The sequence below is a fragment of the Corallococcus macrosporus genome (genome assembly GCF_017302985.1).
Classification (GTDB): domain Bacteria; phylum Myxococcota; class Myxococcia; order Myxococcales; family Myxococcaceae; genus Corallococcus; species Corallococcus macrosporus_A.
This window is the reverse complement of the sequence record NZ_JAFIMU010000006.1, coordinates 80566-96655: the sequence shown is the minus strand read 5'-3', so window position 1 is coordinate 96655 and position 16090 is coordinate 80566. Positions and strand designations below refer to the sequence as shown.

Sequence of the window (16090 nt, the reverse complement as noted above, 5' to 3'; positions counted from 1 at the left end):
CCATGGTGCATGTATAGCCGAGATCGCTTAGAAGACAATCGAAGCTGATGTCACTTGCCTCCCCCGAGGTGCAGGAGAATGGCTGATGACGCCGCTCAGTCCCGCTGAGGATCCGCGATGGGTCGCCGGGATGATGCCGCTGGCCGGAGTGGATCCGCTGGCTGGAGCGGGCAGCCTGGGCGTGCCTTCCGTCTACTGGGAGCGACCCGTAGCGCGCGAGGCGGTGGCGGGGTGGGGCGAGGCGGGCGTGCTCGAAGCGCATGCACCCGGCGAGCTGCCGGTGGTGCTCGGCGCGCTCGGCCACGACAGCGTGCGGTGGCTGGACGCGGTGTCTCCGCAGATGCCTGGTCCCTGGTTCGGCGGCATGCGCTTCAGCCCGACGCAGCCGGCGGACGGCGCTTGGCGCTCGCACGGTCTGGCGCGCTGGACGCTTCCGGAGGTGCTGGTGTGGCGCGATGGCGGCGCCCTGGCCGTCGCCGTCTTCGCGCCGGACGGGCCTGGCGCGGAGGACGTGGTGCGCTCGCGGCTGGAGCGCGTGCGGGCCGCCTTCCCGCAGGCGTACCGGCATCCGATGGGCGCGCCGGTGGCGCTGCGCACGGCCTCCTCGCGGCCGGACTTCGAGGCGCTGGTGGACCGCGCGGTGGAGGCCATTGGCGCGGGTCAGTTGCACAAGGTGGTGCTGGCGCGGGCGCTGGAGGCGGAGGGGCCGGAGCCCTTCGACGTGGTGGACGTGCTGGCGCGCCTGCGTGAGCAGAACCCTCGCTGCGCCACGTTCCTCTTCCGCGCGCCGGACGGCACGGGCTTCCTGGGCGCGACGCCGGAGACGCTGTGCCGCGTGGACGGGCGGCGGCTGGAGACGGAGGCGCTCGCGGGCTCCGCGGCGCCGGGTGGCGCGGAGGCGCTGGACGCCAGCGACAAGGACCGGCGCGAGCATGACGCGGTGGTGCGCTACATCCTCCAGGCGCTGACGCCGGTGGCGGCGAGCGTGTCCGCGGACGCGCAGCCGTCGGTGCTCGCGCTGAAGAACGTGGTGCACCTGCGCACGGGCATCCGCGCGGAGCTGGCGGACGGCGTGGACACCGCGAAGGTCGTCACCGCGCTGCACCCCACGCCCGCGGTGGGCGGCACGCCGCGCGAGCGCGCGCTGTCCTTCCTGGTGGAGCACGAGTCGCTGGACCGGGGCTGGTACGCGGGACCGGTCGGCTGGGTGGGCCCCGGGCGCGCGCACCTGGTGGTGGCGTTGCGCTCGGCGCTGGTGCGTGGCGCGAAGGCCCGGCTCTTCGTGGGCGCGGGCATCGTCGCGGGCTCCAGCGCGGAGTCCGAGTGGCGGGAGACCGAGATGAAGAGTCTGGCGATGCTGCGCGCGCTGGGGGGCCGGTGATGTCCCTGGACGCCAACCTCAACGTGCTGTGGTCGCGTGCGCTGCTGGAAGAGCTGGTGCGGGGCGGCGTGCGGCACGCGGTGGTGTGTCCGGGCTCCCGGTCCTCGGCGCTGGCGCTCGCGTGCGCGACCACGCCGGGCCTGCGCGTCTGGTCCGTCATCGACGAACGGAGCGCGGGCTTCTTCGCGCTGGGCATGGCGAAGCAGTCGCGCCAGCCGGTGGTGCTGGTGGCGACGAGCGGCTCGGCCGGCGCGCACTTCTTCCCGGCCGTCATCGAGGCGGCCATGGCCCAGGTGCCGCTGATCATCCTCACGGCGGACCGGCCGCTGGAGCTGCAGGGCTGGGGCGCGCCGCAGACGGTGCCCCAGGCGCGCTTCTACGGCGACTTCGCGCGGCTGTTCGCGGACGTGGGAATGCCCGAGGTGAACAGCGCCGCCATCGAGCACCTGCGGGCCACGGCCGCCCGCGCGGTGAGCACCGCGTGCCGCGCGCCCCGAGGCGCCGTGCAGCTCAACGTGCCGTTCCGCGAACCGCTGGCGCCCATCCCGCAGGACTTCGGCGCGGAGAAGCTGACGGCGCTCGCGAGGGAGGGGCGGACGAACGCGCCCATCACCCACATCGCGCAGGCGTCGCGGGCCCCGGATGCAACGGCGCTGGAGTCCGTGCGCGCGCGCATCGCCGCCACCGAGCGCGGCGTCATCGTGTGCGGTCCCCGCGACGAGGACGACGGCTTCGCGGAGGCCATCACCGCATTGAGCCTGGCCACGGGCTACCCGGTGCTCGCGGAGGCCACGTCGCAGGCGCGCTACGGCGGCGGACCGCTGACCGTGTCGCTCTACGACGCGCTTCTGCGCCATGAACCGTTCGCGCGCGGCCACCGGCCGGAGGTGGTGCTGCGCTTCGGTGGAGGCCTGACGCCCAAGTCGCCGCAGCAGTGGCTGGACGCCTCCGGCGCGGACATCTCCGTCTTCAGCGACGAGGGCGCGCTGTACGACCCGGCGCACCGGGCCACGCGGGTGGTGGAAGGCAACGCGGTGCTCGCGTGCCGTGCGCTGACGGAAGGGCTGTCGCGAGGCCCGGGCCGCTGGGCGCAGGACTTCGTGAACGCGGAGCGGGTGGCCCGCAACGCGCTGGAGACGGCGCTCGGCGAACAGAAGGACGCGCTGACCGAGCCCCGCCTGGCGCGCGAGGTGGTGGCGGCGCTGCCGGCGAACGCGCTCTTCTTCGTCTCCAGCAGCATGCCCATCCGCGCGGTGGATGCGTTCGCGCACGGCGGCGGAATCCCGCTGCGCGTCCTGGCGAACCGGGGCGCCAACGGCATCGACGGCATCGTGTCCAGCGCGGCGGGCATGGCCGCGGCGGCCGGAAGGCCCGCGGTGCTCCTGTCCGGCGACCTGGCGCTCCTGCACGACGTGGGCGGGCTCGTCACGGCGGCGCGGGCGCGCGTGCCCCTGACGGTCGTCGTGGTGAACAACGACGGCGGCGGCATCTTCTCCTTCCTGCCGCTGGCGCAGGTGGCGAAGCCGGACGTGTTCGAGGCCCTCTTCGGCACGCCGCACGGCGTGGACCTGTCGCACGCGGCGGCGCTCGCGGGCGCGCGCTTCGAGCGGCCCACGACGCCCGCGGCCCTGCGCGCGGCGGTGCGCACCGGGCTGGAAGGCGGCCTCCACGTGGTGGAGGTCCAGGTGGACCGGGCCACCAACGTGGAAGCACACCGAAACCTCTTCACGCGGATGGCCACCGCACTGGGAGAAGGACCATGGGCGTGACGCTCGCTTATGAAACCTGGGGGGACGGACCCCATACGCTCCTGGCGCTGCACGGCTTCACCGGCAGCGGCGCCTCGTTCGGACACCTGCGTCCGCTGCTCGGCCGCTCCGTGCGCGTCGTGGCGGTGGACCTGCCCGGCCACGGCCGCACGCCGCTGCCGGAGCGGACCGGACGCGACGGCTTCCTGGAGACGGTGGACGCCGTCGTCCAGTTGGCGCGCAAGCTGGGCGGCCACGTGGATCTGCTCGGCTATTCGCAGGGCGCCAGAGTCGCGCTGGGCGCGGCGGTCCAGGCGCCGGAGTGCTTCGGCCGGTTGATCATGGAGAGCGGCTCGCCCGGTCTGCACCGCCGCCAGGAACGCTCCGAGCGGCGCGAGGCGGACGCGAAGCTCGTGGAGTTCATCCGCACGAAGGGCGTGGACGCCTTCGTGGACCGGTGGGAAGCGCTGCCCCTGTTCGACGGCCTGCGCCGCCTGCCGGATCCGGAGCAGGTCGCGCTGCGTGAGCGCCGCAAGGCGTGCACGGCGGAGGGGCTCGCCGGCGCGCTGGAGACCCTGGGCCTGGGCGTGCAGCCGGACTACTGGCCGTCGCTGCACCGCCAGCGGCTGCCCACGCTGCTGCTCACGGGCAGCCTGGACGTGAAGTTCACGACCCTGGCGCGGCGCATGGCGGCGGAGCTGCCGGTGGTGTGGCGTCACGCGTTCGACGGGGTCACGCACGCCCCGCACCTGGAAGCGCCGGAGGAGTACGTGCGCGAAGTGCTCTCGTTCCTCCAGACGCCCTGGTACGAAGCGCCGCAGTTCGAACCCGCCATCCTGGCGCGAGAGGCGATCCACTCGTGACGACCCTGGTGAGCACCCCTCCCGACGCGGCTCCTCCCCGGCCCACGCTGAAGACGTGGCTGATGGCCGTGCGTCCGAAGACGCTGACGGCGGGCGCGGTGCCGGTGCTGGTGGGCACGGCGCTCGCGTACGGCAACGGGGTGGGGCGCCTGTTGCCCGCGCTCGCGGCGCTCGTGGGCGCGGTGCTGATTCAGATCGGCACCAACTTCATCAACGACTACTACGACTTCAAGAAGGGCGCGGACACCGAGGAGCGCCTGGGGCCCAAGCGCGTGACGCAGAGCGGGCTCATCGCGCCGGGCGCGGTGCTGATGGGCGGCCTCGGGTGCTTCGCGCTGGCGACGCTGGTGGGGCTGTACCTGGTGTCGGTGGGCGGCTGGCCCATCGTGGCCATCGGCGTGGCCTCGCTGCTGTGCGGCTACGCGTACACGGGAGGCCCGTTCCCGCTGGCCTACCTCGGGCTGGGCGACCTGTTCGTGCTCATCTTCTTCGGCATCGTCGCGGTGACGGGCACGTACTACGTGCAGGCCGGCGTCGTGAGCCCGGCGGCCTGGTGGGCGTCGGTGCCGGTGGGCGCCATCGGCACGTGCCTCATCGTGGTGAACAACCAGCGCGACGCGAGCACGGACGTGAAGGCCGGCAAGCGCACGATGGCGGTGCGCTTCGGTCAGGGCTTCGGCCGCGCGGAGTACGTGCTGCTGCTCGTGGCGTCCTACGTCACGCCGTTCGTGCTGTTCGCCCGGGGCTACGCGAGCGCCTGGGTCTTCCTGCCGCTCTTGAGCCTGCCGCTGGTGGTGCCGCCGCTGAAGCTGATGCTGAAGGCCGAGGGCGCGGCGCTCAACCCCGCGTTGGGCGGGACGGCGAAGCTGCAGATGGTGTTCGGACTGCTGTTCGCGGTCGGCCTGTACCTGCGCTGAAGGGGCGTCATGCGCATCACCGACGCGACGCTCACCCCGCTGCACCTCACGCTGACGCACCCGTTGAAGACGGCGAGGGGCACCTACGCCACCCGTGACGGCTTCCTCATCCGGCTGCGTGACGAGGACGGCCGCGTGGGGCAGGGCGAGGCGATGCCGCTGCCGGAGTTCGGCACCGAGCCGCTGACGATGACGCACACGGTGCTGCGCGCGTGGCTGAGCTCGCTCAAGGGCCAGTCGCTGGAGGACAGCATCGAGGGCATCGAAGCCACGCTCGCGCCGTCGGCCAGCGAGGAGCTGCGCCAGCGCGGTGCGCGGATCCGGCTCATCGATCCCGGAGAGCCCGTCCCCGCCGCGCAGCACGGCCTGGAACTGGCGCTGTTGGATCTGGTGGCCCAGCGCAAGGGCGTGCCCCTGTGCTGGCTGCTCGCGGAGGAGGCGCGGCAGGAGGTCCTGGTCAACGCGCTGCTGGGCGCGGAGGAGCCGGAGGCGCTGGCCCGTCAGGCGCGAGAGGCCGTGGACGAGGGCTACCAGACGCTGAAGGTGAAGGTCGCGGGCCGCTCGCTGGACGAGGACGAAGCCCGGGTGCGCGCCGTGCGCGAGGCGGTGGGCCCGCGCGTGCGCCTGCGTCTGGACGCGAACGGCGGCTGGTCCGAACCCGAGGCCAACCGCGCCCTGGACCGGCTGGGCTGGTACGACCTGGAGCTGGTGGAGCAGCCCACGTCCCCGGAGGACCTGCAGGCGCTGTGGCGCGTGCAGCGTCGTGCGCCGTGCATCATCGCCGCCGACGAGACGCTCGCGACGCCCGCGGCCGTGCGCACGCTGCTCACGATGGACCTGGGCGGCGGGCCCGCGGTGGGCGCGGTGGTGATCAAGCCGATGGTGCTCGGGGGGCTGCTGCCCTCCATGGTGGTGGCGCTGCGAGCGGCCCACCTGGGCATGCATGCGTTCGTCACCAGCTCCATCGACGGCGTGGTGGCCCGCGCGGGCGCCGCGCACCTGGCCTCCGCGCTGCCGTCGGGAGAGCTGGCGTCCGGGCTCGCCGTGGGGCGGCTCTTCGCGGACGAACCGCGCGACCATCCCTATCAACCCCACGGGGGACTCGTGCGGCTGCGCGACATGCCCGGACTGGGATTGAACCCGGACTACCTCTGGGACCGCTGAGCTGCGCGGCCATGATCCACGACTGCCCCATCCGCGAAGGCGCGCGCCTGCATCCGGAAGCCGAGGCCCTGCGCTTCGCGGATCAGACGTGGACCTATCGCATGCTGGACGCGGAGGTGACGCGCTGGACCGGAGCCCTGGCCGCGCGCGGAATCGATCAGGGCGAACGGGTGGCGTTGCTGTCCACGAGCCACCCTGCGGTGACCTTCCTCTTCTGGGCCCTGGGCCGTCTGGGCGCGGTGTTCGCGCCGCTCAACGCCCGCCTCACCCCGGCGGAGCTGCGGCCCCTGCTGGAGGACGTCGAGCCCCGGCTCACGCTGGCGCTCAACGCCCTGCGCGACCGGCTTCCCGAAGCGGAGGCCCTGGAGTCCTTCCCGGATGCCGCTTCCACGACCTCCGTCCCCGAGCGCGCCTGGGACGCGGACACGTCCCGGGTCATCCTCTTCACCAGCGGGACGACGGGAAGGCCCAAGGGCGCCGTGCTCACGGAAGGTGCCTTCCGTGCCTCGTGCGCAGCCTCCGCAGCGAACCTGGGCGCACACCCCGCGCCACGCTGGCTGGGCACGCTGCCCCTGTTCCACGTCGGCGGCCTGGCCATGCTCACGCGCACCGCGTACGAGGGCGGCTGCCTCCTCCTGCACGAGCGCTTCGACGCGGACGCGGTCAACCGCGCCATCGACGTGGAGGGCGCTTCGCACGCCAGCTTCGTCGCCACCACGCTGGAGCGCGTGCTGGACGCGAGGCAGGACCGGACGCTGCCCGACACCTTCCAGTACGCGTTGATCGGCGGCGGCCCCGTCCCCACGGCGCTGCTCACGCGGGCCCGGGCCGCGGGACTCCGGGCCCTGCAGACCTATGGCCTCACCGAGGCCTGCTCGCAGGTCACCACCGAGCGCCCCGACGAAGCGGATGGCCGCACCGCGGGGCCGCCCCTGCCGGGCCTGGAGGTCCGCATCGTCGGAACGGACGGCGCGACGCTCGGGGAAGGGCAGGAGGGGGATGTCGAGGTCCGAGGCCCCACGCTCATGGCCCGCTATTGGCGCCAGCGCGAGGCCACGCGCGACGCCTTCCACGACGGCTGGCTGCGCACCCGCGACGTGGGCGTGCTGGACGCGAAGGGACGCCTCACCCTCCTGTCGCGCCGCACGGACCTCATCGTGCGGGGAGGGGAGAACCTCTACCCGGCGGAGATCGAAGCCGTCCTCGCCAACCACCCCGCCATCCTGGAGTCCGCCGTCGTCGGCGTGCCGGAGCCCCAGTGGGGCGAGGTCCCCGTGGCCTTCGTCGTCCTGCGCCCCGGCCACGCGCTGCCCGCGGACCTGGACGCGTGGTGCCGTCAGTCACTCGCGCGCTTCAAGGTCCCCACCCGGTTTGTTGCAATTGAAACACTGCCGCGCAACGCCATGAGCAAGGTGGAGCGCCCCGTCCTCCGGAAACACGCCCTGTCTCATCCCCCGTATCAGCCAGGGTCCTAACAACCCTGATTTCCTGACGGGTGGGGTTCACTGGACTCGGCGAGAAGACCTGTCAGGTCGGGTTATAATATTCCACTGTGGGGGGATCCTGAGAGGAAGCTCACGGTGAGTACCGCAGTGGAAGCAGTGAAGGTGGATGAGCAGTCCGACGCAATCCACATCGAAGCGCATGGCGGCAAGGCCCCCAACGCCATGAAGTGCCCCCATCTGGGGGCCCAGTACAATCCCTTCGCGGGACCTCACGTCGAGGACCCGCATCCGTTCTACGCGCAGCTGAGGCGGGACGCGCCCGTCAGCTACAACCCCATGCTGGGGATGTGGCTGGTGAGCCGTTACGAGGACATCTGCCACGTGTTGAAGGACCCGTCGCGCTACTCGTCGGCGGACCTGGGCAACATGGGCTCGGTGCTGTCCCCGGAGACGCTCTCGGTGCTCGCCGAGGGCTATCCCCTGGCGGACAGCCTGATCAACTCGGATCCCCCCGCGCACACCCGGCTGCGCAAGCTGCTGGGCCGCGGCTTCTCCGCCCAGCGCATCGCCGCGCAGGAAGCCCCCATCCGCGCCGTCTCCGAGGAACTCATCCGCGCCTTCGCGCAGAAGGGGCACGCGGACCTGGTGACGCAGTTCGCGTACCCGCTGCCCGTGCGGGTCATCCTGGGCATGGCGGGCATCCCCCAGGAGGACATGGCGGACATCAAGCGCTGGTGCGACGACTTCTTCCGGATGATCTTCACCCGCGTCCCCGCGGAGGAGCAGCCGCCGCTCGCGCGAAGCTGGGTCACCTTCCAGCACTACGTCGCCCGCCTCATCCGCGCCCGGACCGACGAGCCCAGGGACGACCTGGTCAGCTACCTGGTCACCACCGACGCGGACGGCGAGGCGCTCACGCTGCCGGAGCTGATCATCGCCATCGCCGGCAGCATGCTCGCGGCGGGCCATGAGACGACGACGGCGCTGCTCGCCCAGTGCTGGAAGCAGGCCCTGCTCCAGCCCGGCCTCTGGCAGCGGCTGCGGCAGGACCGCTCGCTGGTGCCGCACCTGATCGAGGAGACGCTGCGCTTCGACTCGGTGGCGCACGGGATGATCCGCACCACCGTGGAGGACGTGGAGCTCGCGGGCGTCGCGCTGCCCAGGGGCTCGCGGCTGCTGCTGCTCTACGCGTCCGGAAGCCGTGACGCCTCGCTGCTGGCGGACGGCGAGCACTTCGACATCTCCCGGCACCACCCGACGCACCTGGGCTTTGGCCGGGGCATCCACTTCTGCATCGGAGCGCCGCTGGCCCGGCTGGAGGCGCTCATCGCCACCAACCTGCTGCTGGACCTGCTGCCCGACCTGCGGCTGGCGGAGGAGACCCCGGACTTCGGCCACACGCAGTCGCTGACCATCCGCACCATCCAGCACCTGCGCGTGGCGTGGACCCCCACCGGGGCCTGAAGCCACCCCCAGGCGCCCGTCCCGCCCGTGGCGTTCCCACGGACGGGCCGGGTGCTTCAGGTCAGCGTCTCAGCACTCCGACGCCGGGTGTCCCCAGGGGTTGGTGCGCGGATACTGGCGCAGCAGCGTGCACAGGCGGTGCGCGGCGACCATCGTCGCGGACGGCCGCGGCGGCTCGGCGTGCATCGCCGTCTGGCCCAACCGGGCCGCCTGCAGTGCCAGCGCGTGCTGGACTTCGGGAGACCAGCGCTTGAATTCGAGCCATTCCATGAGCCTGCTCCTCGTTGAAGGAGCGGCCATTGAACCCGCTTCAAACCCGGAAATCACGACGCCCCGCGTTGACCAGGGGCGTCAGTGACCTCCCGCCGACAGCCCACTCAGGCTTGCGAGGGGGTGGCAGGTCGGCCAATGAGCATCATCATGCCGAACGGGTTCCCCGGGTTGGTGAGCCGCTCGATTTCCCAGATGTAGTCGTCACTCAGACCGTGGGTGAGCTCGCGCATCTCCTCCACGGAGTAGGTGCGCAGACAGGACACCACGCCGTCGAACGCCGCCGCGATGGGGATGAGCGGCATGAGGTAGGTGAGGGCGAGCCGGTCCGCGCGAACCGGACGGATGAAGGGCGTCGTCAGCGGGACGTTGATCAGCGCCGCCGCCGTCATCGCGATGGCAGGCCCGCGCCGCTCCACCAACTCCATGATGGCGATGCCCCGGCGCTGCGCCACGGCGTCCGCCAGCACCTTGCGCGCCATGTCCGGCGGCAGGTGGTGGAACGAGTTGCACATGATCCGGAAGCCCTTGAACGTCGCCGGCACCGCGGTCGCGTCCACCGGCGTCGTCACGTAGTCGATGCGGCCCGGGTTCGCCGCCTTGGCCTTCTCGAACGCGGAGGTCTCCGGGTACAGGTCCGTCAGGAGCGCCGTGGCCTTGTAGCCCTCCTGCGTCTCCAGCATCTCCAGCAGCTTCGGCACCGGCCCCGCGCTGCCCGACGCCATGTCCAAGAGCTGCGTCTCACCCATCGCCGCCATCGCGCCCTTGAGCCGCTTCACGAACTCCGAATAGCGGTCGTCCGACAGGCTCCACACGTACGCCAGGAAGTCCGTCACACCCCGGCGAAGCACCTTCGGGAACCAGGGCTGATCCTCTAATTCAAAAAGTTGCAGTCTGGGCATAATCGCTGGGCGCTCCAAGGTGCTCAGGGGGAGAAAACTCCGTCACTGTCGCCCGGAATCGCGCCACGTACAAGGGGCGCCCCCCAGGGGCATCCACATACATCTGGAGCCATGGAATCCAGACAACCCACACAATTCCTGCCGTTGCCGCGAAACGTTTGAAGCCTTGCAGGAAATCACTGCTCGAAAGGCAGACAGCGGACCGCCAGTGCGGATCCGCGCTGCAAGGTTTCTGGAGGGGTGCGTTTCTTTATCAGACGGTCGGGATGGCGGACCGGGCAGCCAGGATCACGCTGAAGCGGCGTATCCGGAGTGGGGTTGCCGCAGTTTATAGGTATTATTACTTACGACCGAGGGGGGCTTCGGTCGTCCGGTCGCACGGTTCAAAACGGATCAGCTCGCACACAACGGGAGGGAGTAATGGCTCCGGAATCTGTTGATGTGATCGTCGTCGGAAGCGGCCCGGTGGGTGCCATGGCGGCGAACCTCCTGGGGCAGTACGGCCTGCGCACCGTGGTCATCGAGAAGGAGACCACCGCGCACACCCAGTCCCGCGCGATCAACGCGGACGACGAAGCGCAGCGCATCTTCCAGGCCGCGGGTCTCACGGGCGAGCTGGGGCCGGGCTTCCACCCGTGCCTGAAGATGACCTACGTGGACGACGAGATGCGGATGCTCGCCGAGGTGGACTTCACCAAGGTGGAGCGCCCCAACGGCCACCCCATCGGCTCGCTGTTCAACCAGCCTCGCATGGAGGCCGCCCTGCACCGCGGCCTGGAGCGCTTCGCGCACGTCAGCATGTGGCGCGGCCACGAAGTCGAGTCCTTCATGCAGGACGACGAAGGCGTGTCCGTGCGCGTGAAGGACAACGTCAATGGCCGCACCTTGACGGTGCGCGCGCGCTACCTGCTGGCGTGCGACGGCGCCAAGAGCGGCATCCGCCGCCGGCTGGGCCTGAAGCTGGAGGGCACCACGGCGCTGGAGCACGCGCTGGCCGTCTCCGTGGAGACGCAGTCGTCCGCGCCGGACTTCACCTACTACCCCTGCGGCCCGGAGCGCGTGGGCATCGTGACGCGCACCGCGCACGACGAGATCCGCTTCGACACGGTGGTCAAGCCGGGGCAGGACCTGGAGTACGTGAAGACGCCCGAGTACGTGCGCAGCATCATCGCCCCCTTCATCGACCCGGACACCGTGAAGGTGAAGAGCGTCAACCTCTACGCCTACCACAGCCGCATGGCGGAGAAGTGGCGGGTGGGCCGGGTGTTCCTGCTCGGGGACGCGGCGCACCTGATGCCGCCGTTCCTGGGCCAGGGCCTGTGCTCCGGCCTGCGCGACGCGGCGAACCTCACCTGGAAGCTGGCGCACGTGCTGGGCGGCGCGGCGGACGCGTCGCTGCTGGACACCTACGAGGTGGAGCGCCGGCCGCACGCCGCGGAGATGATGCGGCTGTCGGACTCGCTGGGCTCGATGCTGGCGTCGGGCGGTCCGTTCGTGGCCCGCGCGCGCAACGCCTTCATCAAGCTGCTCTACCACATGCCCGTCACCGGTCCGTTCATCCGCGAGTACAAGATGAAGCCGAACCTCTTCCACTCGGAAGGGTTCCTCTTCGGCGGCAAGCGCGGCAAGTCCAAGCAGGCGGCGGAAGGCGCCTACTTCCCGCAGCCGCGCGTGGAGCACGGCGAGGAAGGGGAGCGCCCGCTGGATGACGTCATCGGCCACCGCTTCGCGGTGCTGACTCGGCCGGGTGCGCCCGCGGAAGTCCAGCAGGCCGCCAAGGCGATGGCGGAGGACGTCGGCGGCGTGTGGCTGTCGGTCGCGCCGGCGGCGCGCTCCGGCGCGGGCCGCTCGGGTGAGGTGGTGGACCTGGAGGGCAGGCTGGGCGAGTGGTTCGCCCAGCACGCCGCGGACCTGGTCGTCCTGCGCCCGGACCGCTACGTCTACGCGGCCACGAACCGCGCGGGCGTCAACGCGGTCCACGCATCGCTGAAGCAGGCCGTCCGCCCGCTGACCCGCTGGGGCAGCCGCGGATCTCGCCGGGCGGCGCAGCTCGGCGCCTGAGAATCAGGCGGCGGCGGACTGGAGCAACTGCTTCGCCTTCGCCATGCAGTCGCCGTAGAAGCGCAGGTAGATGTCCAGCGCGCGCGCCCCCGTCTTGCCGATGGTGGCCGCGTGCTCGGGCTTCTGACCCAGCAGCTTGTTGAGCATGACCTCGTTGAGCGCCGTGTGGCCCACGTCCAGCTCCACGTGCTCCTTGATGAACGACAGCGAGTTCATCACGTCCGGGCCCAGCACGCGCTTGCACTGCTCGATGAGCCGGGGCGCGAACACCACCGACAGGTTTTCAATCTCGTACTCGATGGCGACCTGGCCACCGGGCATGGGGCCCGCGATGGTCTCCTCGTGGATCTCCCGGTACTCCTGCATGGCCCGGGTGGGGGCCTGCGCCAGGAGGGCCTCCGCGTCCAGCTTGGGGAAGCGGCGCGCGTTCCAGCCGGCCACCAGGTTCTTCGTGTCCTCCACCATCATCAGGTGGTGACCGGCCTCGTGCTTGGCGTGGGTGATGAGCTTCTCGCCCACGTCCACCATGCCCGCCTTCACACAGGCCTCGCCGGCGCGGCGGATCCACCCGTCCACGGGCTCCGTCATGTAGACGCCCAGGGCACACAGCTGGATGAGGAAGGCCTCCAGCAGGGCGGGATCCACGTTCTCATCCAGCAGCGTCGTCACGTGGGGGCCGGTCGCCAGGAGGTGACGGACGTCGGTGACGTGGGGGAGGTACTGCTCTTCGACGAGGGGCTTGTTCATGGGGTGGGGGTCCTCAACGGGAGTGGGCACCACGGCGCCCGATGGTGAGTTCGCTGATGTGCTCGAGGAAATCCGGGACGAGCTTGGAGGAGATGATCCACAGGTAGGGATCCGGCCCGTCGTGCAGGCCGCACTCCTGGACGTAGTCGCCGCCCTCGTCCTCGCGCAGGTAGAGGAAGGAGGGGCGGTTGCGCGCGGCGTACCAGCGGCGGGCCGCGTCCAGCAGGGCGGAGTACGCGCGCGTTCCATCCCCCAAGAGGGAGAACAGCCGCGTGTTGTCCAGCAGGCGGAAGAGGTTCGCGCCCAGCTGGCCCAGCTCCACCACGGCGGCGGCGCAGGGGACGCCGTCGCGCCGCGCGACCAGGACGGCGCGCTCGCGCTCCATGCCGAAGCTCTTCCACTTCGCCGTCACGGGGCCCATGTCCAGCCGGTCCCGCGTGAGGTCCAGCGACTGCACGTAGCACTCGGGGAACTGCTGGGCGACGGTCGCGGCCAGCAGGCTCAGCTCGCTCGCGGTGGCGGGGCCCACGGAGTAGGGGTGCACGCGGCCGGTCAGCTCGTGGCTGAAGGCCTTCATCTTCTGGATCTTCCGCGTGAAGGCCAGGGACGAACCGGCCTCCATCTGGCGCTGCGCGTACTTCACGTGCGCCTTGTTGATCCACGGGTTGAGGGCCTCCACGTAGGCCACCACCCAGTGGAAGTCCGGGTCGCTCTGCGGGTGCTCGAAGGTGCGCAGGTAGAGGTCGCGCATGATGGCGCCCGCCTCCTTCAACCCCTCCGGCGGCTTGCCGGGCCGCTTCGCCACCTGGTGGCCCAGCCACGCGTGGCGGTACGGCTTGGTGAAGGACAGCGTCGCTTCGATGCCGCGCTCGGACGGCCACACCGCGTTGCAGAACAGCTGCGGCACTTCCGCGGCGCGCTTCGCGAGCGACGCGAAGTTCTGCTTCAGCTCCTCGAACTCCGCCGGGGTGCTGCCGCCCAGGCTGAAGAAGCCGGAGCGGTTGAAGAGGTCCCACAGCTCCTCCACCAGGCCCTCGCTGGTGCGCGTGGCCGGGGACAGCGTCTGGGACACGAAGCGCACCCAGCGCGCCTCGTCGGAGGAGTAGGGCAGCACGCTCAGGCCGCACAGCACGGTGCCGTCCGCGCGGGGGCTGCTCACGTAGCGGATCTCTCCGCGCACGCTCACGCGCTGGCCATCGCCCAGCTCCAGCTCGATGAGGGGCGGCAGCAGACCGGGGAAGAGCAGGTCCTGCGGCTGGCAGCGCATGCACAGGCCGGAGAAGGACAGGTCCAGCACCTCGCGGCGCAGCAGTCCCTGCTCCCGCCAGAGCGGGTGGTGGAACCGGGCGTGCACGCCCTCGGGGGCGGGGACGCGGCGGTGCCAGCGGTGACGGATGCGGAACAGCTGCGCGGGCAGGGTGGTGAAGAGACGGTCACCCTCGCTGCGGCCCGCTTCCGCGCGCAGGCGGTAGGCGGAGTTGTAGCCGATGACGTCGATGTCGTAGGACGGCTCGCCGAAGTCCACCGTCGCATCTTCCGTGCGCCACTCGAGCTGGCCGGTGGAGGCGTGGAAGCGCTCCAGCACCATGCGCACCACGCGGCCCTGGCGGCGCAGCACGCCCTTGTTCCCGGCCGCGCAGATGGCGGTGAAGATGGAGCGGATCCGCTCCGGATCCGAGATGATGTCCTGCACGGGCAGCGCGGAGGCCGCCGGCACCGCCACGCCCTGGCGCAGCGCGTCCGACAGGAAGCCCAGGATCTGCCGGCCCTGCTCCAGCGTCACGCCCACCAGCTGCAACCCCACGGGCGCGTTCGGGACGTCCATGTCCGTACGGATGAAGGCGCCATTGAGCGGTCCAATCGTGGCGCCGTTGCACGCCAGGTACACGGGGAAGGTGCGCGACTCGGTCGTGTCCACCAGCGGCTGCCGCGGGGCCACCCACACCACCGTCGGGGACAGCCGCGTCACCTCACCCAGCACCGCGTCCGGCTGGCCCACCGCGCAGGTGATGGCCGTGGGGCCGGTGCCGTGCAGCGAGTAGCCCGAGTCGTCCAGTGCGGCTTCAGCGGGGGGGAGGGGAATCACGTTGCGCAGCGCGTCGCCACTGCCGAATTCGATCGCATGCCTGAACTTCGAGGACGCCGGGATCCCTCCATCCATCGTCAGGACTCCCCTCTTGCGGGCAGCGGTACCGTTGGTGGTCGGCGATGTTGCGAGCACAACACTTCCTCCCTGATTCACTGGAGACGCTGACGGCTCTGGATTCTGGGTCCTCATCATGGAGATCTCGGCCGTAACAGTCAAATCGAATTTATATGCCGCTGCTGTTTTTCCGCCCGACGCCTTGACTCACCCTGGGTCATAGTTGACCGTCGTTCTACGGGTTTTCCGAGGAGTGATACGGACCCAGCGTGCGCATCCTTATCAGCAAAGTGGCGCGGGGCTGTAACTCTCCTGAACAGGAAAGGTGGGGGAGCCCCGGGCCCGTCAGACAATGGACCCTGGCAGGGGTGGCCGTTATGGTCGGCGCTTCTGGGCTGGGGATGGGAGCCGCGAATGAGCGCAGCGCTGGATGTGAAGGGTTCGCCGGGGGACGCGGAAGCCTCCTCCAGCGGTCAGGGGCTGGAGCCCGTGGACTTCCCGGACGTCTTCCAGGTGGACGTGGCGGTGTCCGTGCGCGACGCGCTGGGGCTGCTCGGCGCGACGCGGCGGCTGCACGGCGTGGAGGTGGCGCTGGAGCTCCCCGAGGATCCGGTCATCGCCCGGGTCAGCCGGCGCCGCCTGGAGCAAGTGCTGCTGCTGCTCGTCGCCCACGCGGTGGACGCGGCGCCGCAGGAAGCCCAGACCGTGCGCGTGGTGGTGGAGCCGCCGGACGACTTTGGCGACGTGGGGCCGCGCTTCCTGGTGGTGATGCCGGGCGTGAGCCTGTCGGAACGGGAGACGCGCTCGGTGGTGCTGTCGCCCCTGCGCGTGGGCAACACCCAGCGGCGCCTGGCCCGGGCCCGGGAGCTGGTGGACGCCATGGGCGGTGAGCTCGGGCTGGAGCGCCTGGAGCAGGGGACGGCCGTGAGCGTCCAGCTGCCGGCGCCGGGGCTCGCCAGCTTCTAGTCCGCCGCCAAATTCCGGA

13 protein-coding genes are annotated in these 16090 nt (G+C 71.0%); 9 read left to right on the top strand and 4 right to left on the bottom strand.

What is annotated here, in order from left to right; translation table 11 throughout:
• Positions 1-85 precede the first annotated feature (85 nt).
• The 7 genes from JYK02_RS10450 (at position 86) to JYK02_RS10420 (ending at position 8982) form a co-directional block, all read left to right on the top strand.
• Complete coding sequence (locus tag JYK02_RS10450) at positions 86-1381, top strand: isochorismate synthase (protein ID WP_207050755.1); 1296 nt, start codon at positions 86-88, stop codon at positions 1379-1381.
• Positions 1381-3150, top strand: a complete 1770-nt coding sequence (gene menD, locus JYK02_RS10445) for a 2-succinyl-5-enolpyruvyl-6-hydroxy-3-cyclohexene-1-carboxylic-acid synthase (protein WP_207050754.1) — start codon at positions 1381-1383, stop codon at positions 3148-3150. The genes JYK02_RS10450 and menD overlap by 1 nt, the downstream gene beginning before the upstream one ends.
• The gene (menH, locus tag JYK02_RS10440; RefSeq protein WP_207050753.1) at positions 3141-3992 is read left to right on the top strand and encodes a 2-succinyl-6-hydroxy-2,4-cyclohexadiene-1-carboxylate synthase; all 852 of its coding nucleotides are present in this window, start codon (positions 3141-3143) and stop codon (positions 3990-3992) included. Before menD ends, menH begins: the two co-directional genes overlap by 10 nt.
• Positions 3989-4909, top strand: a complete 921-nt coding sequence (locus JYK02_RS10435) for a 1,4-dihydroxy-2-naphthoate polyprenyltransferase (protein ID WP_207050752.1) — start codon at positions 3989-3991, stop codon at positions 4907-4909. The genes menH and JYK02_RS10435 overlap by 4 nt, the downstream gene beginning before the upstream one ends.
• Before the next feature lie 9 nt (positions 4910-4918).
• Complete coding sequence (gene menC / locus JYK02_RS10430; RefSeq protein WP_207050751.1) at positions 4919-6073, top strand: o-succinylbenzoate synthase; 1155 nt, start codon at positions 4919-4921, stop codon at positions 6071-6073.
• A gap of 11 nt (positions 6074-6084) precedes the next feature.
• Complete coding sequence (gene menE / locus JYK02_RS10425; protein ID WP_207050750.1) at positions 6085-7548, top strand: o-succinylbenzoate--CoA ligase; 1464 nt, start codon at positions 6085-6087, stop codon at positions 7546-7548.
• Positions 7549-7653: 105 nt separating this feature from the next.
• Positions 7654-8982, top strand: coding sequence for a cytochrome P450 (locus tag JYK02_RS10420; protein WP_207050749.1), 1329 nt, complete (start codon positions 7654-7656; stop codon positions 8980-8982).
• Positions 8983-9051: 69 nt separating this feature from the next.
• On the opposite strand, the gene JYK02_RS10415 is transcribed toward JYK02_RS10420, so the two are convergent.
• Positions 9052-9252, bottom strand: a complete 201-nt coding sequence (locus JYK02_RS10415) for a hypothetical protein (protein WP_120525317.1) — start codon at positions 9250-9252, stop codon at positions 9052-9054.
• Positions 9253-9359: 107 nt separating this feature from the next.
• Complete coding sequence (locus JYK02_RS10410; protein ID WP_207050748.1) at positions 9360-10103, bottom strand: hypothetical protein; 744 nt, start codon at positions 10101-10103, stop codon at positions 9360-9362.
• Between the two features lie 471 nt (positions 10104-10574).
• Between JYK02_RS10410 and JYK02_RS10405 the strand changes: the two genes are divergently transcribed.
• A complete protein-coding gene (locus JYK02_RS10405) occupies positions 10575-12215 on the top strand; it encodes a bifunctional 3-(3-hydroxy-phenyl)propionate/3-hydroxycinnamic acid hydroxylase (RefSeq protein ID WP_207050747.1) in 1641 nt (546 codons plus the stop codon).
• Between the two features lie 3 nt (positions 12216-12218).
• Here the strand turns inward: JYK02_RS10405 and JYK02_RS10400 are convergent, their stop codons facing one another.
• Positions 12219-12962 (bottom strand): hypothetical protein, encoded by a 744-nt coding sequence (locus JYK02_RS10400; protein ID WP_207050746.1) that lies wholly within the window; start codon positions 12960-12962, stop codon positions 12219-12221.
• A gap of 13 nt (positions 12963-12975) precedes the next feature.
• Positions 12976-15123 carry a hypothetical protein gene (locus JYK02_RS10395; RefSeq protein WP_207050745.1) on the bottom strand — a complete coding sequence of 716 codons (2148 nt, stop codon included), beginning with the start codon at positions 15121-15123 and terminating at the stop codon, positions 12976-12978.
• 396 nt (positions 15124-15519) lie between these two features.
• Between JYK02_RS10395 and JYK02_RS10390 the strand changes: the two genes are divergently transcribed.
• Positions 15520-16071 carry an ATP-binding protein gene (locus tag JYK02_RS10390; RefSeq protein WP_207050744.1) on the top strand — a complete coding sequence of 184 codons (552 nt, stop codon included), beginning with the start codon at positions 15520-15522 and terminating at the stop codon, positions 16069-16071.
• The last annotated feature ends 19 nt before the right edge of the window (positions 16072-16090 follow it).

What these genes read in the sequence shown, in the direction of transcription:
- menH (WP_207050753.1), top strand. Translation starts at nt 3,141, where the DNA reads ATGGGCGTGACGCTCGCTTATGAAACCTGGGGGGACGGACCCCATACG.
- JYK02_RS10405 (WP_207050747.1), top strand. Translation starts at nt 10,575, where the DNA reads ATGGCTCCGGAATCTGTTGATGTGATCGTCGTCGGAAGCGGCCCGGTG.
- JYK02_RS10400 (WP_207050746.1), bottom strand. Translation starts at nt 12,962, where the DNA reads ATGAACAAGCCCCTCGTCGAAGAGCAGTACCTCCCCCACGTCACCGAC.
- menD (WP_207050754.1), top strand. Translation starts at nt 1,381, where the DNA reads ATGTCCCTGGACGCCAACCTCAACGTGCTGTGGTCGCGTGCGCTGCTG.
- JYK02_RS10415 (WP_120525317.1), bottom strand. Translation starts at nt 9,252, where the DNA reads ATGGAATGGCTCGAATTCAAGCGCTGGTCTCCCGAAGTCCAGCACGCG.
- menC (WP_207050751.1), top strand. Translation starts at nt 4,919, where the DNA reads ATGCGCATCACCGACGCGACGCTCACCCCGCTGCACCTCACGCTGACG.
- JYK02_RS10390 (WP_207050744.1), top strand. Translation starts at nt 15,520, where the DNA reads ATGAGCGCAGCGCTGGATGTGAAGGGTTCGCCGGGGGACGCGGAAGCC.
- JYK02_RS10395 (WP_207050745.1), bottom strand. Translation starts at nt 15,123, where the DNA reads ATGGATGGAGGGATCCCGGCGTCCTCGAAGTTCAGGCATGCGATCGAA.
- menE (WP_207050750.1), top strand. Translation starts at nt 6,085, where the DNA reads ATGATCCACGACTGCCCCATCCGCGAAGGCGCGCGCCTGCATCCGGAA.
- JYK02_RS10450 (WP_207050755.1), top strand. Translation starts at nt 86, where the DNA reads ATGACGCCGCTCAGTCCCGCTGAGGATCCGCGATGGGTCGCCGGGATG.